This window comes from Lactivibrio alcoholicus (genome assembly GCF_055390895.1).
In genome coordinates this window covers 722,817-744,842 of record NZ_AP042471.1, presented here as the reverse complement: position 1 = coordinate 744,842, position 22,026 = coordinate 722,817, and the positions used below count along the sequence as shown (strand labels likewise).

Genomic DNA, 22,026 nt, shown 5'->3' with positions numbered 1-22,026 from the left:
CTGAGACGATAGAATTGTACTCTGATCGCTCTTGACCTATCCGGAGAGGGGCGGGTTTGGTGCATTCGGATTATTGCTATGTCGGCAAGAGAGTCAGGCAAGAACGTCAGAAATACCAGATGAGCCTCAACGAGCTCGCGGATGCCACCGGAATCTCGGCGTCGTATCTCAGCCTGCTCGAGAACGGGAAAACCGTTCCTTCCATCAAAGTACTCGACAAGATCTGCAACTTCTTCTCCGTTCACATTTCCGTGCTTTTCCAGGAGGACGACGACCTCGGCGAGGCGTTTTTCTTCCCGCGCGACCGTCAGGTCGAGGTCGACGTTCCGAACGACCGTATCCTCCGCTTTCTGCTCCCGCGGGGGAACTGCCGGATCGAGCCCGTCCACATGACGCTGCAGCCGAGGGAGCGGCGGAACGAATGGACCGTCCACCAAGGAACCGAGTTCGGATATGTCATCCGCGGCGTCCTCGAGGTCAGCCTCGAGGGGCACGATGCGATCCGTTGCAGCGAGGGAGATTCCGTCATCTACAACTCGTCGATCAAGCACTACTGGCAGAACCTGGGAGATTCCGTCGCGGAGGTCTTCCTCGTCGCGTTCCCGCGGATCGATTTCCGAGGGGAGCTTCAGGGGGCGCTCCGCACCTAACGGGAAAAGGAGGCAGGGAGAATGCAAAAGATCATGAATCAGCCCGACATGGCGGTACCGGAGATGCTCGCCGGAATGGCGAAAGCCCACGCCGGCATCATCGAAGTCCTGCCCGGTACGCAGGCGGTCGTCAGGGCCGACGCGCCGGTCCGGGGTAAGGTAGCTCTGATCACGGGAGGCGGAAGCGGGCACGAACCGGCTCACGGAGGATTCGTCGGAAAGGGGATGCTCGACGCGGCGCTCGCGGGCGCGGTCTTCTGTTCGCCGCCGCTCGACGACGCGATCGCGTCCCTCGAGCGCGTGAATGGCGGGGCGGGAGTCCTGTTTATCATCAAGAACTACACGGGCGACATTCTGCTGTTCGACATGGCCGAAGAGGAGGCCGCGGACAGGGGAATTCCGGTCCGAAAGGTGCTCGTCACCGACGACGTCGCGGTCGACAACCGCGAAGGGACGACGGGACGCCGCGGCGTCGCGGGAACGGTCCTCGTCCACAAGATCGCGGGCGCCATGGCGGACCGGGGAGCGTCGCTCGACGAGGTTTATCGGGTCGCCGCCAAGGTCGTCGCGAATGTCCGGACGATGGGCATGGCGCTGACACCCTGCCTCGTTCCGGGACGGGACAAGCCGAATTTCGAGCTCGCTCCGGGAGAGATGGAGATCGGTATCGGAATCCACGGAGAACCCGGCGTCCAGCGCGAACCCCTGAAGAGCGCGCACGACATCGTCGCGGAGATGATGGACCGGATCACCGGCGACCTCCCGTTCGCGAAGGGCGACCGCGTCGTCGCGATGGTCAACGGCATGGGGGCGACGCCGCTCATGGAGCTCTACGTCATCTACAACGAGGTCGAATCGTATCTTTCGGGCAAGGGCGTCGCGGTCGCGCGTCCGATGGTGGGCGAATACATGACGTCGCTCGAAATGGCCGGCTTCTCGATCACGCTGCTTCGCACCGACGACGAACTCCTGTCGCTCTTCGACCATCCGTGCGAGACCCCGGCCTGGAGGCAGGCATGACCTGCGCCTGCACGACGGACTGCCTCGCAGGGATCTTCAGAAACCTCGCGGCGACGGTCGACGCCAACGAACAGATGCTCAACGAACTGGACAGCACGATCGGCGACGCGGAACACGGCCTCAACCTGAAGCGCGGATTTTCGATCCTGATGGGAAAGATGGACGGCTTCATGTTGCTCGAGCCCGCGAAATTCGTCAAGCGGATGGGCACGACGCTCGCGGGAGCCGGGTGCGGGTCGGGACCGATCTTTTACGGGCTCGCGATCCGTGCGGCGGGCGACTCGCTCGAAAAGACCGGGTTCGGCGGAAGCCCGGCGATCGCCGCGGCCCTCGAAGCGGCCCTCGCCGCGATCAGGGAAAAGGGGGGCGCGAAGGTCGGGGACAAGACGATGGTCGACGCGCTCGAACCCGCGGTGATTTCGTTCCGCAAGGCGGCCGACGAAGGACTCGACGTTGCTGCTGCGTTCGCGAAAGCGGCGGAGGCCGCGGAGGCCGGAATGAAGGCGACGGCCGGGATGATCGGTGTCAAGGGGCGCGGGTTCCATGCCGGAGAACGAGGGCTCGGACATCAGGACCCCGGCGCGACGTCGTGCCGCCTGTTGCTCGGGTGCATCGCGGAGACGCTCTCGAAGAGCGCGTGATGGAGAATTTTCGCCGGGAAACGGATCCCGGCGACAGTCGAAGGGGGAGAGAACAGTGAAGAAGACCGGTTTCATGCTTCTAGCGGCATTGGCGCTTCTGGCGTCCGGAGCGGTTGCGTTCGCGGCGGATACGGTCCGGATCGGGCTTTCCGCGCCGATCACGGGAAACTATGCGGAATACGGGGAGAATTTCAAGTACTCCGTCACGATGGCGGCGGAAAAGATCAACGCCGCGGGCGGACTTCTCGGCAAGAAGGTCGAGATCGTCGTCATGGACAGCAAGGGAGATCCGAAGGAAGCGGCGCTGATCGCGCAGAAGTTCGTCCAGGATTCCTCGATCGCGGCGGAAATCGGCGACTTCACGAGCACCGCGTGCCTCGCGGCCGCCCCGATCTACGAACGTGCGAAGATGGTCCAGCTCTCTCCGACTGCCTCGCACCCCGATTTCGCGAAGTCCGGGGAGTATATGTTCGGCATCGTCGGAACGCAGGACGCCGAAGGTCCGTTCAACGTGAAGTACATCGCCCAGGAGTACATGGCGCTGAAGAACGTCGCGGTCATCTACATCAACAACGACTGGGGCCACGTGACGAAGGACCGGTTCGTCAAGGCGGCCGAGAAGTTCAATCTCAAGGTCACCGGCGAGCAGCCCTTCATGGAGTCCGAGAAGGACTACGCCGCGATCCTGAACAAGCTTCGGCAGGCAAACCCTGATGGGTTGTGCGTCGCGGCCATGTATAACGAAGCATCCCTCATCGCGCGACAGATCCGCAAGATGGGGTGGAACGTCAAGCTGCTTGCGCCGAGCTCCGTTTTTTCGGCGAAATTGATCGAACTCGGCGGCGAAGCCGTCGAAGGCATCGTGACGAATACATTCTTCGCGCTCGAAGACAAAGATCCCGCGGTTCAGGGGTTTATCGCCGAGTTCGAGAAGGTTGCCGGGCGTAAGCCGAACCTTCACGCCGCGTGCGCCTACGACTCGATGATGATGCTCGCGGACGCGATCAAAAGAGCGAACTCCGCCGACCGCACGGCGATCCGCAACGCGCTGGCCGAGACGAAGGACTTCAGCGGCATCACAGGAAAGCTGACCTTCACGAAGGTCGGGGATATCGAGCGGAAGTACAAGGTCATGGTCGTCGAAAAGGGACAGTGGGTCGTCAAGAAGGACTACACGCGCTAAACCGTTACCAGGCGTTCCATTGAGCGGGAGGTCGGCTTTCCGGCCTCCCGCCACTTTGAAACGGGATGGAGTGGTTCCATGGATTATTACGTTCAGACGCTCGTCGATGGAATCGCCCAGGGATCGATCTACGCGCTCATGGCCATCGGATTCGCGATGATCATGGGAATCCTCGGGCTCGTTACCTTCACTCACGGCGAAGTGATCATGGTCGGGGCGTTCGCCGGGTTTTACGCGCTCACATTCCTCAAAACGGGGATCTTCATAGCCCTCGTCGCCGGTTTCGCAGCGGCGTGGATTCTCGGGCTCGTCATCGAGCTGATCTGTTACCGCCGATGGCCGAAGGGGCCGGACGAGACGTGGCTCATCACGACGATCGGCGTTTCCACGGTCCTCAAGAGCGGCGCGCAGATCGTCCTCGGAACGGAACAGCAGCTCGTTCCGGATGTGTACACAGGATTCTGGACCTTCGGCGGGGTCCGCATCCTTCATATTCAGGTCTTCATGCTGGCCGTCCTTTTTCTGCTTTCGGCCGCGCTCTGGCTTTTCCTCAAGAAGACGAAAACAGGCCTCGAACTCAAGGCTGTCTCTATGGACAAGACAGCCGCGGCGCTCCTCGGCGTCGATGTGAGGCGGATCCTCGTCGTCGGAAACGCGATCGGATGCGCGCTCTGTGGAGTCTCGGGCGTTCTTCTCGGCGTGTACTACAACTCCGTCCATGCCGTCATGGGAGGCAGCGCCGGGCTCAAGTCGTTCGCGTCGGCCGTTCTCGGCGGCCTGACGAGCATTCCGGGCGCCGCGATCGGCGGAGTCTTGCTCGGAATTTTCGAGAATGTCGGCGTCGCGATCTTCTCTTCCGGCTGGAGGGACGTTATCGCGTTTCTGATTCTCATCGCGGTCCTGCTCGTCCGGCCCTCCGGACTCCTCGGACGGAAAGGAGCTGAGAAGGTATGATCGCGATTTTCCGAACGACGCAGCGGCACAGGGGATTGTCGATCCTTGCGTGCGCCTGTCTGCTCCTGATCGTCCCATTCGTCATCCGCGGCAACGACTATCTTCTCCGGATCGCGATCAACATCCTGCTCTATTCGGTTCTCGCGACGAGCCTGAACATCATCAACGGCTACTCGGGACAGTTCAACATCGGGCAGGCCGGGTTCTACTGCATCGGCGCCTACACGGCCGCGATCCTCGCGACGAGATGCGGCGTCGGATTCTGGATCGCGCTCCCGGTCAGCGGCCTCATCGCATCCGCTTCGAGCGTCCTTCTCGGGATCCCGACGGCGCGACTGCGCGGGATCTTCCTCGCGATCTGCACGCTCGGATTCTCAGAGATCGTGCGTCTGACCGTTCTCAACTGGATCGAATTCACCCGTGGGCCGATGGGAATTCCGGGAATCCCCTTCCCGACGGTTTTGGGCTACGAAATTTCGACGAATTTCGGATTCTATTTCCTCATCCTGGCCATAGCCGCTGTGGCGCTGTTCGTGTGCTTCCGGGTCCTCAACTCCCGCATCGGAAGAGCCTGGATCGCCATCCGGGAGGATGAACTCGCGGCGAAATCGATGGGAATTCCCACGACGCGGTACAAGATTTACAACCTCGCGTTCGGGACGTTCTGGGCAGGCGTCGCCGGCTGTTTCTACGCATATCTTTCGAGTTACGTAAGTGCGGACAGCTTTACGCTCGACGAAGGATTCGCCATTCTCTGCATGGTTCTCGTCGGAGGCCCGGGAAGCCTTGTCGGCCCGATCGTCGGGGCGTTCTTCCTCGTCGTGCTGCCCGAAATGTTTCGATTCCTCGCGGAGTATCGCCTCGTGATCTTCGGACTTGCGATCCTTGTGACGATGCATGTCAGACCGCAGGGAATCGCAGGAGGCGGTGTCTTCGCGGCGCTCGCGCCGGAAGCGGCCGGAGAGGGAGAAAAGGGGGCCGCGTCATGAACGACGTTATCCTGGAGACGCGTTCCCTTTCGAAACACTTCGGAGGACTCAAGGCGGTCGACAATGTCGACATGATCGTCCGGTCCGGGGCGATCCACGGAATCATCGGCCCCAACGGGGCCGGCAAGACGACCTTCTTCAACCTGCTCACAGGATTGATCGAAGTGACGAGCGGGACCGTGCTGTTTGGCGGCAACAACATCACGAACATCCCTCCCGAGCGTGTCGCGGAGATCGGAATGTCGCGGACCTTCCAGAACATCAAATTGTTTCGTTTCATGACCGTCCTCGACAACGTGAAGGTCGGTTTCCACACGAGAACGAGAACGGGGCTTTTCGCGGCTGTCGCGAGGAGTGCGACCTTCCGCGCCGACGAGGATTTTGTCACGGAACGGGGGCTCGAGCTCCTCGATCTCGTCGGCCTCAGGAAACAGGCGTACAATCAGGCTGCGAACCTCTCGTACGGAACGCAGCGGCGGCTCGAAATCGCGCGGGCTCTCGCGACGGATCCCAAGGTCCTTCTGCTCGACGAACCGGCGGCAGGGATGAACCCGTCGGAGAAGAGCGAGGTCATGGAGCTGATACGGAAGATCAGTTCGCTCGGCCGCACGATCGTCGTCATCGAACACGACATGAAGCTCATCATGAACCTCTGCGGCGTGATTACGGTCCTCAACCAGGGACTCAAGATCTGCGAGGGGACTCCGGCCGAGATCCGGAACAACCCCGACGTCATCAGCGCCTACCTCGGGCATTCCCGGGGAGCGTAGGAGGAGATGTCCATGCTTCAGGTCAGCGGCCTCAGGGTCAACTACGGCAACATCACGGCGCTCAGAGGCGTCTCCTTCGAAGTCCGCGAACGGGAGATCGTGACGATCATCGGATCGAACGGCGCAGGGAAGTCGAGTACGCTCATGGCGATCTCCAATATCGTCAAAAAGGCGGAGGGAACCGTCCGTTTCAAGGACCGGGACATCACGAATCTGAAGCCATCGGACATCGTGCGCTCGGGGATCGGGCACGTCCCGGAGGGACGGCATATCTTCCCGTTCCTCACGGTCCTCGAGAATCTGATGGTCGGAATCTCCGGCAACGTGCGGGCGTCCCGAGCGACGACGGCGGAAAATCTCGACCGCGTGTTCTCGCTCTTCCCGATTCTTGCCGACCGGAGGAACCAGAACGGTGGGACTCTTTCCGGCGGCGAGCAGCAGATGCTGGCGATCGGCCGGGGACTCATGGTCGATCCGGAGATGCTTCTCCTCGACGAACCGTCCCTCGGACTCGCCCCGATCATCGTCGAGACGATCTTCGACCTGATCAAAAAGATCCGAGGCTTCGGCAAGACGATCCTGCTGATCGAACAGAACGCGAACATGGCGCTGGCGATAGCGGACCGGGGATACGTCATGGAAACGGGCAATATCATCCTCTCGGGAAGCGCGAGGGAGCTTGCGAACAACCCCAGCGTGGCGAGCGCCTATCTGGGGATCTAGACACCACTCTGCCCCCTGAGGGGCATGAGGATATCGACAGGGAGGTACCTGAAGATGACAATCGAAAACAAGGCGACAATTCACGAACCGCATGTGGACGACATGCGCTCGGCGCTTGAGCATCGCGCGACGTGGATGTATCTTCTCATGGACGAAGCGAGGAAACGCGGCCTCGAATGGGATGACTTCGCCCGCGCGGCCATCATGCGTTGCGGGAAGTTCCACGGAGAGGTCAAGTTCGAGAAGACCGACGACCTCACCGTCTTCTCGAAGAGTTTCGCGAACGAGCTCTACAGGAAGATCTTCGAAATGGACATGAAGGAGGTCACGAAGGATCGTTTCGTCGTCGAATTCCATTACTGTCCGCTCGTCGCGGCATGGAAGAAGATGACCGACAACGAAAAGGACATCGAGCGACTTTGCGACATCGCGATGGATGGCGACCGGGGTATCGTGAGCATGTTCCCGAACTTCGAGTTCCGTCTCGAGGACACCATCGCGCAGGGCAAACCCGTCTGCCGCATCATCGTCACGCGGAAAAAGAAGAGCTGAACCGATTCCTGTCCGTCTGCATCCCGGCAGGGGGGTACCCCTGCCGGTCGTTTTTTTCCCATAAGGAGGGTGTGACATTGAAGAAGATCATCAACGCACTTCCGGACATCGTGAGCGACATGCTCGACGGCGTCGCCTGCGCGCACCCGGAAACGCTCAGGCGGCTCGATGGATGGAACGTCATCGTCAGAAGGGAGATCCGCCCGGGCAAGGTGACGCTCGTGAGCGGCGGCGGAAGCGGACACGAACCCGCCCACGCGGGGTACGTCGGGAAGGGAATGCTCGACGCGGCCGTGTCGGGCGAAGTCTTCACGTCCCCGTCCCCGGACCCGGTCAAGGCGGCGCTCGACGCGATCCGGACGGACGCCGGAACGCTCATGATCGTCAAGAACTATTCCGGCGACGTCATGAACTTCGAGATGGCCGCGGAACTCGCCGAAATGGACGGAATGAAGACGCGGAGCGTCATCGTCAACGACGACGCGGCCGTCATGAACAGCACCTACACGACCGGGCGGCGCGGCATCGCGGGGACGATTCTCGTCCACAAGATCGCCGGAGCGCTGGCCGAGCGCGGCGCGGACCTCGATGCGGTCGCCGCGGTCGCGCGGAAAGTCGTCGACAACGTACGGTCGATGGGCTTCGCGCTCTCGCCCTGCACCGTTCCCGCGAACGGGCGTCCGGGGTTCGACCTCGGCGACGGCGAGATGGAGTTCGGGCTCGGAATCCACGGGGAGCCCGGCATCCGTCGGATGGGAATCGAAAGCGCCGATTCCCTAGCGGAGCGGATCTGCACCGCCCTGTTCGACGACCTTCCGTTCCGGAGGGGCGACCGCGTCGCCGTCCTCGTCAACGGGCTCGGAGGGACGCCGCTCATGGAGCTGTACATCCTCAACCGTTCGGTCGCCGCGCTGTGCCGCGGTCGGGGGCTCGCCATAGCGAAGACGTACGTCGGGAACTTCATGACGTCGCTCGAAATGGCGGGGGCGTCCGTGACGCTCCTGCGGCTGGACGACGAACTCGAATCGCTGCTTCTCGACCCCGCGGACGCGCCCGCGTTCCGGCAGTGAGGAGAGGAGACGACGATAATGAAGTGTGCGGAAGCCGCAGACGTTCGTCGGATTCTCGACGCAGTCGGGGCGAGGATCATCGAAAACAGAGAGCTGCTGACCGACCTCGACAGGGCGATCGGCGACGCGGACCACGGTGTCAATATGGCGCGTGGATTCGAGGCCGTCATTCGAAAACTCGCGTCGATGCCTGATGCCGATATCGAAGAAATTCTCAAGGCTACCGGAATGACCCTTGTCAGTACCGTCGGAGGTGCCTCGGGCCCGCTTTATGGCACCGCGTTTCTGTACGCCGCACAGGAACTGAAGGGAGTTACGGAGGTGACGCGGGCGCATCTGGCCCGGGCGGTACGCGCGGCCGTCAACGGCATCGTCAGACGGGGGCGGGCCGTCATCGGTGACAAGACGATGCTTGACGCCATCGAACCGGTCGCCGCGTTTCTCGAATCCTCCGACGCCTCCGCGTGCGATGGAGCGGCATGTGCGGAGGAGGTCCGAAAGCGCGTCCGCTCCGGTATGGAATCAACGATACCGATGCAGGCGCGAAAGGGACGCGCGAGCTTTCTCGGCGAGCGGAGCGTCGGACATTGCGATCCCGGGGCGATGTCGGGCTGCATCATAATCGAAGCTGCGCTCGGCGCTCTCTGCGATCGCGGCGCGGAACCGCACTCATGATCGCGTTCGTCCTCGTGTCGCACAGCCGGGACGTCGCATCGGGCGTACGGGAGATGGCAAGGCAGATGACGGGCGACGTCGTTCCCGTTGTCGCATGCGGAGGAATGCCTGACGGATCCCTCGGGACAGATGCCTGCGCGATTGCGGCGGCGATCAGAGGTCTGCGGGAAAACGACGGTGTCATCGTGCTCTGTGACCTCGGAAGCGCCATTCTGTCAGCCGAGCAGGCGCTCGATTTTCTCGGGGAAAATGAGCGATGCAACGTCCGGATCGCCGATGCTCCCTTCCTCGAAGGGGCGCTTCTCGGGGCGATCCAGTCGAGCGCGGGATCGCCGATGGATGAAGTTTTCCGGACGGCGGAAGGCGCTCGGGAGCTTCGGAAGCTGTGACGTTTTTCTCATACAGGCATCCCGGGGAGGAATGATCTCGTGACAATACGCGAATGTGTCGTAACGAACGAACACGGACTTCATGCGCGTCCTGCTGCGAATTTCGTACGCCTCGCGTCGGCGTTCAAAGGTCGCGTGACCGTTGCGAAGAAAGGCAAGGAGGCGGACGCCAAGAGCATCCTCAGCGTCCTCAGGCTCGGAATCGAACGAAACGACACCGTTACCGTCGCTGCCGACGGAGACGGCGCCGATGATCTTCTCGATAGTCTCGAATCAGTTCTGTCGGCGGAAGGGGCATAGGTCAACAGCGGTGTTTTTGGAAAATTTCTTCTCAAATTTCGCCCCTTGACGACATTCCAAAAGCTGGTAGAATTCCCTTCGTTGCGCTTCGCGCGACACCCCGGCACAGAAACGAAGCAGACGACGCAGAAAGATGCCGGGCGAGGACCTTGACAGATTTATAGGATGGGGAGAAGGAAGTAAGGGAGAGAGCGGGGAGAGTTTTCTCTGAGGAGAAATTCATGGAGAGTTTGATCCTGGCTCAGGACGAACGCTGGCGGCGTGCTTAACACATGCAAGTTGAACGGGTCATATGTGAAGGGTAACCGGAATATATGGCTAGTGGCGAACGGGTGAGTAATACATGAGGACGTATCCTCGAGAGGGGGACAACATTGGGAAACCGATGCTAATACCCCATAAGCCGAGAGGTAAAAGGGAGCGATCCGCTTGAGGAGCGGCTCATGTCCTATCAGCTAGTTGGTGAGGTAACGGCTCACCAAGGCGAAGACGGGTAGCCGGCCTGAGAGGGTGACCGGCCACACTGGAACTGAGAGACGGTCCAGACTCCTACGGGAGGCAGCAGTGGGGAATATTGGGCAATGGGGGCAACCCTGACCCAGCGACGCCGCGTGAGGGAAGAAGGCCTTAGGGTCGTAAACCTCTGTTGTGTGGGAAGAAGGAAGTGACGGTACCACACGAGGAAGTCCCGGCTAACTACGTGCCAGCAGCCGCGGTAATACGTAGGGGACGAGCGTTGTCCGGAATTACTGGGCGTAAAGGGCGCGTAGGCGGTCATTTAAGTCAGCTGTGAAATGGTCCGGCTCAACCGGATCATGCGGTTGAAACTGGATGACTGGAGTGCTGGAGAGGCAAGTGGAATTCCCAGTGTAGCGGTGAAATGCGTAGATATTGGGAAGAACACCGGTGGCGAAGGCGACTTGCTGGCCAGCAACTGACGCTGAGGCGCGAAAGCCAGGGGAGCAAACGGGATTAGATACCCCGGTAGTCCTGGCCGTAAACGATGAATGCTAGGTGTGGGCATCGAGAGGTGTCCGTGCCGGAGCTAACGCGATAAGCATTCCGCCTGGGGAGTACGATCGCAAGATTGAAACTCAAAGGAATTGACGGGGGCCCGCACAAGCGGTGGAGCACGTGGTTTAATTCGATGCAAACCGAAGAACCTTACCTGGGTTTGACATGTACGTAGTAGTGAGCTGAAAGGCGAGCGACGAAGGATTCGTCCGGAGAGCGTACACAGGTGCTGCATGGCTGTCGTCAGCTCGTGTCGTGAGATGTTGGGTTAAGTCCCGCAACGAGCGCAACCCCTGCTGCCAGTTGCCATCGGGTAAAGCCGGGCACTCTGGCGGGACCGCCGGCGACAAGCTGGAGGAAGGTGGGGATGACGTCAAGTCATCATGGCCCTTATGTCCAGGGCGACACACGTGCTACAATGGTCGGTACAGAGGGAAGCGAGCCTGCGAAGGCAAGCGGATCCCAGAAAGCCGGCCCCAGTTCAGATTGAAGTCTGCAACCCGACTTCATGAAGCCGGAATCGCTAGTAATCGCGGATCAGCCAAGCCGCGGTGAATACGTTCCCGGGCCTTGTACACACCGCCCGTCACACCACCCGAGTTGGGTGCACCCGAAGCCGGTGGCTGAACCCGTAAGGGACAGAGCCGTCGAAGGTGTGCTTGGTGAGGGGGGTGAAGTCGTAACAAGGTAGCCGTACTGGAAGGTGCGGCTGGATCACCTCCTTTCTAAGGAGAAGAGCGAAAGCTCTTCAGCAACGAGAATGCGGAGATAACATGAACCGCTCTCCTCTCCATCTTATAAGTTTGCCTCATGCACCTTGACAGAAGAAAGAGGAAGTTGGACTGAAACGAGGGAAAGGTAGTAAGGGCACACGGGGAATGCCTTGGCGCTGGTAGCCGAGGAAGGACGCAGCAAGCTGCGAGAAGCCGCGGGGAGGAGCAAGCATCCGTTGATCCGCGGATATCCGAATGGGGGAACCTGCCCGGAGAAATCCGGGAATCGCCGTAAGGGCGAAGGAACCCGGCGAAGTGAAACATCTCAGTAGCCGGAGGAAGAGAAATCGAAGAGATTCCCTGAGTAGTGGTGAGCGAAAGGGGAAGAGCCTAAACTCACGCAATGCCAAGACTGCGGTCGTTGTTGCGTGGGGGTTGTGGGTCTATGCCGGAGGAGTCCGCAGACTTCTCGGGGAGTTATAAAGGGCGCATCTAACCGAACCGTGTTGGGAAAGCGGACCGAAGAGGGTGAAAGTCCCGTAGGTGAAAGGCGCGTCTCTCTCTGGGCATAGAACCCGAGTAGGCCGGAGCACGTGGAATTCCGGTTGAATCAGGGCCGACCATGGTCCAAGGCTAAATACTACCAGCGACCGATAGTGAAGCAGTACCGAGAGGGAAAGGTGAAAAGCACCCCTGGCGGGGAGTGAAAGAGACCTGAAACCGTGTGCCTACAAGCAATCGGAGCCTGAGCCGTCGCGAGACGGTGAGGGTGACGGTATGCCTTTTGTAAAATGAGCCGGCGAGTTATCGTATGTAGCGAGGTTAAGGTGCGAGAGAGCACTGGAGCCGAAGGGAAACCGAGTCTGAAAAGGGCGGAAGTTTCATGCGATAAACCCGAAGCCGTACGATCTAGCCATGGGCAGGTTGAAGCCCCGGTGAAACGGGGTGGAGGACCGAACCGGTGCCTGTTGAAAAAGTCTCGGATGACCTGTGGTTAGGAGTGAAAAGCTAATCGAGTACGGTAATAGCTGGTTCTCCCCGATATGCATTGAGGTGCAGCCTCATGCGATGAGTCATGGGGGTAGAGCGCTGGATGGACGATGGGGACAGGAGTCCTGCTGACTTCAACCAAACTGCGAATACCATGACTTTAGCATGGGAGTGAGACTACGGGTGAGAAGGTTCGTGGTCGTGAGGGAAACAGCCCAGACCGCCAGCTAAGGTCCCAAAGCAATGCTGAGTGTGGCAAGGATGTGGAGATGCCTGGACAGCCAGGAGGTTGGCTTAGAAGCAGCCATCCTTTAAAGAGTGCGTAACAGCTCACTGGTCGAGGATCTCTGCGCCGACAATGTAGGGGGCTAAGCATTGCACCGAAGCTGCGGGATTTGCACGTAAGTGGAAATCGGTAGGGGAGCGTTCCATGCGGGGAGAAGTCGAACCGGAAGGTTTGGTGGACTGCATGGAAGTGAGAATGCCGGCATAAGTAGCGCAAAGTATGTGAGAAACATACTCACCGGAAGCCCAAGGGTTCCTGGGGAAGGCTCATCCACCCAGGGTTAGGCGGGACCTAAGGCGAGGCTGAAAGGCGTAGCTGATGGACAACAGGTAGACATTCCTGTCCCGACACTGTGACGCATGGACCGAAGGGGTGACGCAGAAAGCTAGGCGGAGCCGGGGGATGGAAGACCCGGTTCAAGGGGGTAGGCAGGGTTCGCAGGAAAAGCCGTGAGCCCAAATGCTGAGACCTGATGGGGAGCTCCGTAAGGGGCGAAGCCGCTGACGCTCTGCTGCCGAGAAAAGCCTCTAGGGAGGAACAGTGTTGCCCGTACCCGAGACCGACGCAGGTGGGCTGGCTGAGAAGGCTAAGGTGAGCGGGATAACTCTCGTTAAGGAACTCTGCAAGTTGACCCCGTAACTTAGGGAGAAGGGGTGCCACTGCGGTGAAGTCAATGCTGGCGGAGCCGCGAGTGGTCGCAGAAACCAGGCTCAGGCGACTGTTTACTAAAAACACAGGACTCTGCATAAGGCGCAAGCCGAAGTATAGGGTCTGACACCTGCCCGGTGCTGGAAGGTTAAATGGAGGGGTTAGCCGCGACCGCAAGGGAGAGGCGAAGCTCTGAAATGAAGCCCCAGTAAACGGCGGCCGTAACTATAACGGTCCTAAGGTAGCGAAATTCCTTGTCGGGTAAGTTCCGACCTGCACGAATGGTGTAACGATCTGAGCGCTGTCTCGACGGGAGACCCGGTGAATTTGTGGTTCTGGTAAAGACACCAGATACCTGTGGTGGGACGGAAAGACCCCATGGAGCTTTACTGTAACCTGATACTGGATTTTGGCATGTCATGCACAGGATAGGTGGGAGACATTGAAGCCATGACTTTGGTTGTGGTGGAGTCGACGTTGGGATACCACCCTTGAGATGCCGGAATTCTAACCGCAGCGTCTGAATCGACGAGCGGGACACTGTCAGGCGGGCAGTTTGACTGGGGCGGTCGCCTCCTAAAGAGTAACGGAGGCGCGCAAAGGTCACCTCTGGGCGGATGGAAATCGCCCGTGCGAGCGCAAGTGTATAAGGTGGCCTGACTGTGAGACTGACAAGTCGAGCAGGGACGAAAGTCGGTACTAGTGATCCGGCGGTTCCGAATGGAAGGGCCGTCGCTCAACGGATAAAAGCTACCCTGGGGATAACAGGCTGATCCTGCCCGAGAGTTCCTATCGACGGCAGGGTTTGGCACCTCGATGTCGGCTCATCGCATCCTGGGGCTGTAGCAGGTCCCAAGGGTTGGTCTGTTCGCCCATTAAAGCGGTACGTGAGCTGGGTTTAGAACGTCGTGAGACAGTTCGGTCCCTATCCACCACGGGCGTAGGGTATTTGAGGAGAGCTGCTCCTAGTACGAGAGGACCGGAGTGGACGAACCGCTGGTGTATCGGTTGTGCTGCCAAGTGCATACGCCGAGTAGCTATGTTCGGAACGGATAACCGCTGAAGGCATCTAAGCGGGAAGCCGCCTTCAAGATGAGATACCCCATTCCCGAGAGGGAAGTAAGGCGTCCCGGAGAACACGGGGGAGATAGGCCGGAGGTGGAAGCGCTGAGAGGCGTGGAGCTGACCGGTACTAATACGCCGAGGCCTTGCCCTCGTTACAGTCCGACTTTTTCCGATATCGAGAGATATCGTCTTCTGTCGCAAGTGCATGAGGAAAGAAGAAAAGAGGTATCAGGTGACCCTGGCGGAGGGGACACACCCGGTTCCATGCCGAACCCGGAAGTTAAGCCCTCCAGCGCCGATGGTACTGCGGAGGGTATCCGCGGGAGAGTAGGTCGTCGCCTGATACCTTTTTTTGCTCTCCCCCCCTCCTTCCCCCGGATCTCCGTACGGCGTTTCCGAATACTCCTCATTCCCCCATAACCCTTACCCCATACCCAAACCAAACCCAAACCAAACCAAACCAAACCAAACCAAACCCAAACCAAACCAAAACCAAACCAAACCAAAACCAAACCAAAACTCATACCCCGTAACCCGTAACACTCTATAACCCCAGCTGGACGCTCCCCACGTACCCGTTCCCGAGATGACAACCGTCCCCGCAGACGCAATGAGTAGAATGATCCGCAAACAATATGTCGCTCCCATCCAGCTTCCATACATAAAGGACCCGATCTCCTTCTGGAGCCCTTTTCATCACGTGGCCGGCGTCGCGGTACCGGCATTCCGGATCGGGGTCGAAATGGTGGTTTTGACAACGCAAATCTGATCACCAGTGATAGCCGAATTTTGACCACCTCGGTCATTCTTCCGCGCCTTCCGTTTTGAGTTGTATCCGGCTTCTCTTCCGTCCCTCCTTCAAAGTTTCCTTCAGTCTGTAGCTCTCCCACGCGCACTCGATGATGTGCGCCTTGTGGGTCAGACGGTCAAGCAGGGCCGCCGTCATGTTCGGGTCGCCGAAGACTTCCGTCCAGCTGCCGAATCCAAGGTTCGTCGTTACTATGACCGATCCGCGCTCGTGTCGTTCCGCGAAGACCTGGAACAGAAGCTCGCCTCCTTCCTTCGAAAAAGGAACGTACCCGAGTTCGTCCACGATCAGAAGATCGTACCGGGTGTACTTTCCGAGGGTCCGCGCAAGGGTTTTCTCTCCCCGGCTTTCCAGAAGTTCGTTGACGAGGTTGCAGGCCGTCGTGAACCGCACCCGCATGTTCTTCCGACAGGCTTCTATTCCCAGGGCGGTGGCGAGGTGCGTCTTCCCGCACCCGCTTTTGCCCAGGAAGAGGATATTCCGGCGCCGGGAGATGTAGTCTCCGGCGGCCAGTTCCCCGATGAGCCGCCTGTCAAGCTGCGGAGCCTCTTCGAAGATGAAGGTTCCCAGTGTCTTGACCAGGGAGAACCGGGCTTCCTTCAACCTTCTCTTTTCCCTGTTCTCCGAGCGGATCTGGAGTTCCAGTTCCGTGACGTCAAGGAGAAATTCTTCGTAGCTCGCTCCCCGTTCCTCGGCCTGCCGGAGGCGTTCTTCAAGGTGTCGGGCGGCGTTGCCGAGGGTGAGGCTCTTCAGGTTTTCCTGAACCTGCATGAGGAGTCCCGCGTTCATTGTCTGGCCTCCAGGACAGAATAGGCCGATACGTCCGCCGGAGGAAGCACGGTCCACCGTTCCGATTCGAGGGGACGGACGAACTCCTCCCGCGTCCCGGCCGTTTCAAGCAGGCAGCGGATTCCAGCGGCGCTGCCCAGTCCGCTCTCAAGAGCCCGTTCCACCGCGTCCTCAACCGGCTTTTGCCCGTAATTCCTGGCGAGGAGCAGGACGTCGATGAATTCCTTGATTCCCCGGTTCTCTCCCCGACGTTCCCGGAACTGTTCCAGAAGGGTGTTCATGGATTCGCTCCATGTCTTTTTCCATTCCGTAAGCGGGCGGGCGTCCCGGAAGGCTCCCGGCCGTTCCCGGAGAAGCTCCAGGTAGTGGTCCGCATCGAGGATCCAGTGGTTGTTCCCGTATTTCCTTCCGTGGTCGGCGACCCGGGTTCCTCCGCTGTAGACCGATATCCTGTCCACCGTGAGGATCGCCCTGAGCGGCCGGCCGGCGTAGGAGGCGGGGACGGAGTACCGGTTCTTGTCCACCATGACGGTGGCGTATTTGTCCGCCTTCACCGGTACGGTCTGTTCGTTGCCGTAGGGGTGGCGCGGAAGGGGAATGAGGACCTCCCTTTCCGCCTCGTGAAGCTCCCTTACGGTTCCTTCCCGCCCGGCGATCCTGTGGGAGCCGTAGGAGAGACATTCCTCCACAAGTCTGTCATTGATGTCCTCCAGACTTTCTCCCTGCGGGACGGGCGTCAGGAAGTTCCGGCGCGCGAATCCCACGAGCCCTTCGACTCCGCCCTTCTCGTTTCCCCGTCCCGGCGAGCAGAAGCGGCCGATGAAGGTGTACCAGGAGCGAAACCGGACGAAGCTTTCCCGCTCTTTCCTCTCTTTCCCGAGAAGAACCTTCTCCACCGCCGCGCTCAGGTTGTCAAAGATCACTACGGGAAAGACTCCCCCGTAATAGACGAATCCCCGGCTGAGCCCGTCGAATAAGGCCTGCTGCCGTTCGCAGGGGTAGAGCCGGACAAAGGGCGTTCCCGAGTACTTCGATCTCATGCAGAAGCATTTCACCCGTACGGCTTCTCCGCCCAGGATTACAGCGACGGTTCCCCAGTCCGCCTCCGCCTCTCCTCTCGGTGACGGCTCCAGGGGGATGAATGCCCCGGAACTTTTCAAGCCGAGCGTTCTCTTGACCGCCGCCACGTGGCGCCGCACTGTCGTTTCGCTTCCGGTAAACCCGTATTCGTTCACCAGTCGGGTATATATCCGCTTCGCCGTATGGCGCTGCTTCTTCGGACTTTCAAGGTCCCCTTCCAGCCATTTGAATATGATCTCGTGATAGGGGCCGAGCACCGGAAAAGGCTGGATCTTTCTTGGAGAATAGCCTGTGAATTCCCCCCGAAGCACTTTCTTCACCGTGTTGCGTGAATGCCCCGTCTCCCTGGCTATTTCGCTCACGTTCTTGCCGTAAATCCGCTGAGCGGTCCGTATGTATTCGTACTGGTCCACACTGAGCATCCTTTCCCCTCCGGCTTCATCGTCGTGGTGTGCGTCCCCGCCGATGATACCCGGAGCTATGGTCAGGTGGTCAATTTTCGGCTCTCGTTCGCCTCTAAAGTGGTCAATTTTAGAGTACCAAAACCAAAATGGCCTCCCAGATCTTCAGGGCCCGGACGGCGCCTGCGCGCGGATACCGGTGAACGATCTGGTAACAGACTCGTTCGGGGGGCGGGGATGAGAGGCGCTGGAAGACATATCCCTGTGCCTCGAGAATGGGGCGCGCCGATGACGGCACGATCGCCCACTGTCCTTTCGACTCGAGAAGGAGCCGTATGAGTCCGATCGTGTCGAGCTGAACGTCGGGGGAGATCATTGGATTCCAGTGACGGTCATGCCACAGTTGATATTTTGGTCCCCAGTTGATGCAGAGTTCTTCCCTCGGATCCAGTTCGGAAGGGGAGACGAGCGGCGGCAAGCTGGCCTGCCGAGCGCGGATGACGAGCATGTCTTCCTTCCAGAAAGGGGTAACGCGCAGGTATTGCGACCGCCGTTCCTGAAGAACGAATCCGATGTCGAGTTCGCGTCTTTCGACCAGATCGTAAATCTGTCCGGATTGGTGCGTTCCTATATTGAGTTGGACCGGGGGCGAATGGCGCCGCATCGCCTTGTACATTTCGCTGAGCAGGAAGATATTGATGCTGTCGACGCAACCGATCTTGAGAGATCCACCCTGAAATGTCTCCCCGGATAAGCCCTGAAGCAACGACTGCATATTTTCCGCAACGAGGAAGAACGATTCTCCCGCTGGCGTGAGGCGTATCGTCCGTCCGCCTTTCCTGCGGTCGATGAGGACATAGCCGATTTCGTCCTCGAGTTTTTTCAGCCTCTGGCTTACCGACGATTGTGTGATGTTGAGCATCCGCGCCGCGCTGTTGATGCTTCCCCCCGCGACGACGGCGAGAAACGTTTCGATTCCTCTGTTCAGCATTTTCGCTGCCACAACCTATCTAGGAAAATAATATTAAATATGCAAAATTATTGTTTTACTTTTATACGACTGCCCGGTACTCTTGATCCGGCGGCGCCTATGCATGTGCATTGTAAGGTGATGCGACCGTCAATGCAAAGGAGGAGGAATCGCGAATGTATCGCATCAATCGTCGCGTGTCTCCGATCGCTTCGGAAGTTATCGAGGGCTTTCGCGAGATCGCCGTTCCGACGATCGGGGACGCTCAGGGGAGGTTCGGATGCATGTCGTACGCCATCAAACCCCTGAGTCCCGAAATGCGTCTTGTCGGCAACGCAGTCACAGTCCAGACATACAGGGCCGACAACCTTCTCCTCCACGTGGCGCTTCAAATGGCCTGCGATGGCGATATTCTCGTCGTGGATGCCGGAGGGATCCACGACACGGGGCTGTGGGGCGGTCTCATGACGCGAATGGCCATGCACAGGAAACTCGGCGGACTCGTCATCGACGGAGGGGTTCGAGACAGCCGCGAACTCGTGAAACTGGGTTTTCCCGTCTTCGCGCGGGCAATTTCGCCCCAGGGAGGATTCAAGGTGTCCCCCGGATCGGTAAATATTCCGATAGCGTGCGGAGGTACCGCCGTGCATCCCGGCGACCTGATAGCCGCCGACGCGGATGGCGTCGTCGTCGTTCCGTCGGCCGACGCGCCGGCGACTCTTGCGGCGTCACGGGCGATTCTCGCGAAGGAAGAAGATTTCGTCGCCCGTATGGGTCGGGGAGAATCGCTGTTCGATCTTCTCGGACTCGGAGAAAGCCTGGGAAAACTGGGACTGAAGATCCCCGAATAGGAGGCGGTGTCGTGCCGGAAGTGTCGAAGAGAATCGGAGCGCTCGAAGAATCGGGAACGGTCGCGATTTCGGACCGCGCGAGACAGATGCAGCAGGAGGGAATCGACGTCATCAATCTCGGCGGCGGAGATCCCGACTTCGTGACGCCGCATCATATCGTCGACGCGGCGTTTCGCGCGATTTCGGAAGGCCAGACGCATTACGTCGCGAGCAAGGGCGTTCCCGGGATGCGTCGGGCCGTGGCGGCGAAATTCCGCGACGAAAACGGAATCGTCTACGACCCGGATAGGGAGATTCTCGTCACAGCAAGCGGCAAGGCGGCTCTGTTCATGGCGATCGAGGCGATGCTCGACCCCGGGGACGAGATGATCGTTCTGGAACCGGCCTGGGTGAGTTACAAACCCCTCATATCGCTCGTCGGCGCGACTCCAGTCGGTGTGGGGCTTGCCCCTGCCGATTCCTTCAGAATCACGCGCGAGGTTCTCGAAAAGAAGGTATCCCGAAGAACGAAAGCGATTCTCGTCAACTCTCCGAACAACCCCACAGGACGCGTCCTGAGTGCCGAAGAGGCCGAGGTGGTTCGCTCCTTTGCCGTCGACAGGAATCTCTGGGTTCTCAGCGACGAGATCTACGAAAAGATCCGCTACGACGGAAGACGACACATCAGTCTCGCGTCGCTGCCTGGAATGCGGGATCGCACCGCGACGGTGAACGGAATGTCGAAGTCGCACGCGATGACGGGGTGGCGCCTCGGCTATCTCGGGGCGCCGGCCGATCTGTACGCACAGATCCTGAAGGTTCAGCAGCACGTCCTGACCTGTGCGGCGTCGTTTGTCCAATTCGCCGGAACCGCCGCGCTCGAAGGACCGCAGGACTGCATCGCTGGAATGGTCGCCGAATACGATTCCCGCCGACGCAGGATTGCGGGAATGTTGAACCGGATCCCGGGTTTCCGGTGCCCAGAGCCCGAGGGGGCGTTCTATTTCTTCCCGGAGGTGGAGTTCCGCGGAATGGATTCCTATGGCGTCGCCACGTTCCTCCTCGAAGAGGCTCATGTCGCGGTCACGCCCGGAGAGGTGTTCGGCGCAAGCGCGCGGAAGAATATACGGCTTTCCTTCGCAACGTCAATGGAGAATCTCGAAAATGCCGCGGGCCGGATAGCGGACGCGATCGCGAGCGCCTGATTGCCGCTTTGAAATCTCATAATCAGAGAGGTGAGTTTCATGAAGTGGTGGTTCGGAATGTCCATGCCCAGGAAGATTCTCGTCATGCTCATTGTCGGCGCCGCAGCCGGATTTCTTCTCGGACCGAAGGTGACGGTCATCCGTCCCGTCGGGGATGCGTTTATCCGTCTTCTCAAGATGCTGATCGTTCCGCTTGTCTTTTTTACTCTTGTTTCCGGTGTCACGCGTATGGAAAGCCCTGGAAGCCTCAGGAAGATCGGCGGCTTCATCGTTTCGTTCTACCTCGTCACGACGCTCGTCAGCGCCGCATGCGGCGTCGGAATCGGGCTTCTGTTGCGCCCGGGACGCGGCGTCGAAGGGATTCTCGGCGGTGCTGGACAGCAGATGAACATCGCGAAGTATTCGCCGGTTGATACGGTTCTGAACTGGATCCCCACGAACCCCGCCGAAGCGATGGCGAATATGAACATGATCCAGATCATCGTCTTCGCGCTTCTCGTCGGTGTCGCCCTGTTGTGTCTGAAAGAGAAAGCCGACGTCGTCATCCGCTTCATGAATCAGATGTCGGATGTCGTGATCAAACTGACGGAATTCGTCATGAACTTCGCCCCGTACGGGATCGGCGCGCTCGTGGCGGTTCTGACGGGGACGCTCGGGAGCAAAATGATGATGGCAGTCGCGAAGTTCATCCTCGCGGACTACGTCGGGATCGCCATCGTTCTCGTCGTGCTCTATCCGTTGCTGCTTCGCTTCTGGTCCGTTCCTGTCGCGCGATTCTTCGGACATATCGCCCCCGCGATGCTCGTCGCGGCGACAACAACGTCGAGCGCCGCGACGCTTCCGATCGAGATGAGCATCGCCGAGGAGAAGCTCGGCCTTCCGGAGTCGATCTACGGTTTCGCCCTGCCGCTCGGGAATACGGCGAATATGAACGGTTTCGCCGTGGCGCTCGGGGTCATTTCCGTCTTCGCGCTCGACGTCTTCCAGATTCCCCTGACGAGCGGGATCGTCCTTCAGATGCTCTTTCTCGGGTTGATCCTCTCTGTCGGTGCCGCAGGCGTGAAAGGGGCCGGGATCGTGATGTCGGCGGTCCTCTTCGAAAGCCTCGGGATGCCGCTCGGGCTCGTCCCGATTCTCGCCGCGGTCTGGCCTGTCATCGATATTCCCCACACGACCGCGAACGTTACCGGAGATCTTGTCGGAACGACGATCTGCGGCGCGAAATACGGACAGCTCGACTGGAAAAAGTTCGACGTCTGATCTCCTCCCGGCCGACGGCGAAAGAACACGAGGGAAGCGGCGTACGTCGCT

19 protein-coding genes and 3 rRNA genes are annotated in these 22,026 nt (G+C 59.6%); 19 read left to right on the top strand and 3 right to left on the bottom strand.

Features of this window, described 5'->3' with window-relative positions; genetic code table 11:
- Nucleotides 1–59: 59 nt before the first annotated feature.
- From ACZ5IU_RS03705 to rrf, 16 genes are all read left to right on the top strand, one after another.
- A complete protein-coding gene (locus ACZ5IU_RS03705; RefSeq protein WP_464421806.1) occupies nucleotides 60–650 on the top strand; it encodes a helix-turn-helix domain-containing protein in 591 nt (196 codons plus the stop codon).
- Between the two features lie 21 nt (nucleotides 651–671).
- Nucleotides 672–1,670 carry a dihydroxyacetone kinase subunit DhaK gene (gene dhaK, locus ACZ5IU_RS03700; protein ID WP_464420639.1) on the top strand — a complete coding sequence of 333 codons (999 nt, stop codon included), beginning with the start codon at nucleotides 672–674 and terminating at the stop codon, nucleotides 1,668–1,670.
- Nucleotides 1,667–2,311 (top strand): dihydroxyacetone kinase subunit DhaL, encoded by a 645-nt coding sequence (gene dhaL, locus ACZ5IU_RS03695; protein WP_464420637.1) that lies wholly within the window; start codon nucleotides 1,667–1,669, stop codon nucleotides 2,309–2,311. Before dhaK (ACZ5IU_RS03700) ends, dhaL (ACZ5IU_RS03695) begins: the two co-directional genes overlap by 4 nt.
- 55 nt (nucleotides 2,312–2,366) lie before the next feature.
- A complete protein-coding gene (locus tag ACZ5IU_RS03690; protein ID WP_464420635.1) occupies nucleotides 2,367–3,494 on the top strand; it encodes an ABC transporter substrate-binding protein in 1,128 nt (375 codons plus the stop codon).
- A 78-nt stretch (nucleotides 3,495–3,572) separates the two neighbouring features.
- The gene (locus ACZ5IU_RS03685; protein WP_464420633.1) at nucleotides 3,573–4,448 is read left to right on the top strand and encodes a branched-chain amino acid ABC transporter permease; all 876 of its coding nucleotides are present in this window, start codon (nucleotides 3,573–3,575) and stop codon (nucleotides 4,446–4,448) included.
- On the top strand, nucleotides 4,445–5,437 hold the full coding sequence (locus ACZ5IU_RS03680; protein WP_464420631.1) for a branched-chain amino acid ABC transporter permease: 993 nt from the start codon (nucleotides 4,445–4,447) through the stop codon (nucleotides 5,435–5,437). Before ACZ5IU_RS03685 ends, ACZ5IU_RS03680 begins: the two co-directional genes overlap by 4 nt.
- Complete coding sequence (locus ACZ5IU_RS03675; protein ID WP_464420629.1) at nucleotides 5,434–6,207, top strand: ABC transporter ATP-binding protein; 774 nt, start codon at nucleotides 5,434–5,436, stop codon at nucleotides 6,205–6,207. The genes ACZ5IU_RS03680 and ACZ5IU_RS03675 overlap by 4 nt, the downstream gene beginning before the upstream one ends.
- 12 nt (nucleotides 6,208–6,219) lie before the next feature.
- On the top strand, nucleotides 6,220–6,930 hold the full coding sequence (locus ACZ5IU_RS03670) for an ABC transporter ATP-binding protein (RefSeq protein WP_464420627.1): 711 nt from the start codon (nucleotides 6,220–6,222) through the stop codon (nucleotides 6,928–6,930).
- A 54-nt stretch (nucleotides 6,931–6,984) separates the two neighbouring features.
- Complete coding sequence (locus ACZ5IU_RS03665) at nucleotides 6,985–7,482, top strand: L-2-amino-thiazoline-4-carboxylic acid hydrolase (RefSeq protein WP_464420625.1); 498 nt, start codon at nucleotides 6,985–6,987, stop codon at nucleotides 7,480–7,482.
- A gap of 77 nt (nucleotides 7,483–7,559) precedes the next feature.
- On the top strand, nucleotides 7,560–8,552 hold the full coding sequence (gene dhaK, locus ACZ5IU_RS03660; RefSeq protein WP_464420623.1) for a dihydroxyacetone kinase subunit DhaK: 993 nt from the start codon (nucleotides 7,560–7,562) through the stop codon (nucleotides 8,550–8,552).
- A gap of 18 nt (nucleotides 8,553–8,570) precedes the next feature.
- Nucleotides 8,571–9,227, top strand: a complete 657-nt coding sequence (gene dhaL / locus ACZ5IU_RS03655; protein WP_464420621.1) for a dihydroxyacetone kinase subunit DhaL — start codon at nucleotides 8,571–8,573, stop codon at nucleotides 9,225–9,227.
- The gene (gene dhaM / locus ACZ5IU_RS03650; RefSeq protein ID WP_464420619.1) at nucleotides 9,224–9,616 is read left to right on the top strand and encodes a dihydroxyacetone kinase phosphoryl donor subunit DhaM; all 393 of its coding nucleotides are present in this window, start codon (nucleotides 9,224–9,226) and stop codon (nucleotides 9,614–9,616) included. Before dhaL (ACZ5IU_RS03655) ends, dhaM begins: the two co-directional genes overlap by 4 nt.
- Nucleotides 9,617–9,655: 39 nt before the next feature.
- Nucleotides 9,656–9,916, top strand: a complete 261-nt coding sequence (locus tag ACZ5IU_RS03645) for an HPr family phosphocarrier protein (protein WP_464420617.1) — start codon at nucleotides 9,656–9,658, stop codon at nucleotides 9,914–9,916.
- Between the two features lie 218 nt (nucleotides 9,917–10,134).
- Nucleotides 10,135–11,655 (top strand): 16S ribosomal RNA (locus tag ACZ5IU_RS03640).
- Nucleotides 11,656–11,781: 126 nt separating this feature from the next.
- Nucleotides 11,782–14,783 (top strand): 23S ribosomal RNA (locus ACZ5IU_RS03635).
- Between the two features lie 77 nt (nucleotides 14,784–14,860).
- Nucleotides 14,861–14,976 (top strand): 5S ribosomal RNA (gene rrf / locus ACZ5IU_RS03630).
- Together the 16S, 23S and 5S rRNA genes form the textbook arrangement of a ribosomal RNA operon.
- A gap of 458 nt (nucleotides 14,977–15,434) precedes the next feature.
- On the opposite strand, the gene istB is transcribed toward rrf, so the two are convergent.
- The 3 genes from istB to ACZ5IU_RS03615 form a co-directional block, all read right to left on the bottom strand.
- On the bottom strand, nucleotides 15,435–16,229 hold the full coding sequence (gene istB / locus ACZ5IU_RS03625) for an IS21-like element helper ATPase IstB (protein ID WP_464420571.1): 795 nt from the start codon (nucleotides 16,227–16,229) through the stop codon (nucleotides 15,435–15,437).
- Nucleotides 16,226–17,731 (bottom strand): IS21 family transposase, encoded by a 1,506-nt coding sequence (gene istA / locus ACZ5IU_RS03620; protein WP_464420569.1) that lies wholly within the window; start codon nucleotides 17,729–17,731, stop codon nucleotides 16,226–16,228. The genes istB and istA overlap by 4 nt, the downstream gene beginning before the upstream one ends.
- Before the next feature lie 109 nt (nucleotides 17,732–17,840).
- Nucleotides 17,841–18,701: a LysR family transcriptional regulator gene (locus ACZ5IU_RS03615; RefSeq protein ID WP_464420615.1), complete on the bottom strand. Its 861-nt coding sequence runs from the start codon at nucleotides 18,699–18,701 to the stop codon at nucleotides 17,841–17,843.
- 155 nt (nucleotides 18,702–18,856) lie between these two features.
- On the opposite strand from ACZ5IU_RS03615, the gene ACZ5IU_RS03610 reads away from it, so the two are divergent.
- From ACZ5IU_RS03610 to ACZ5IU_RS03600, 3 genes are read left to right on the top strand one after another with little or no spacing between them, the layout of a single operon-like run.
- Nucleotides 18,857–19,531 (top strand): 4-carboxy-4-hydroxy-2-oxoadipate aldolase/oxaloacetate decarboxylase, encoded by a 675-nt coding sequence (locus ACZ5IU_RS03610; RefSeq protein ID WP_464420613.1) that lies wholly within the window; start codon nucleotides 18,857–18,859, stop codon nucleotides 19,529–19,531.
- 11 nt (nucleotides 19,532–19,542) lie between these two features.
- Nucleotides 19,543–20,715 carry a pyridoxal phosphate-dependent aminotransferase gene (locus tag ACZ5IU_RS03605; RefSeq protein ID WP_464420611.1) on the top strand — a complete coding sequence of 391 codons (1,173 nt, stop codon included), beginning with the start codon at nucleotides 19,543–19,545 and terminating at the stop codon, nucleotides 20,713–20,715.
- A gap of 39 nt (nucleotides 20,716–20,754) precedes the next feature.
- Nucleotides 20,755–21,975, top strand: a complete 1,221-nt coding sequence (locus ACZ5IU_RS03600) for a dicarboxylate/amino acid:cation symporter (protein ID WP_464420609.1) — start codon at nucleotides 20,755–20,757, stop codon at nucleotides 21,973–21,975.
- Nucleotides 21,976–22,026 lie beyond the last annotated feature (51 nt).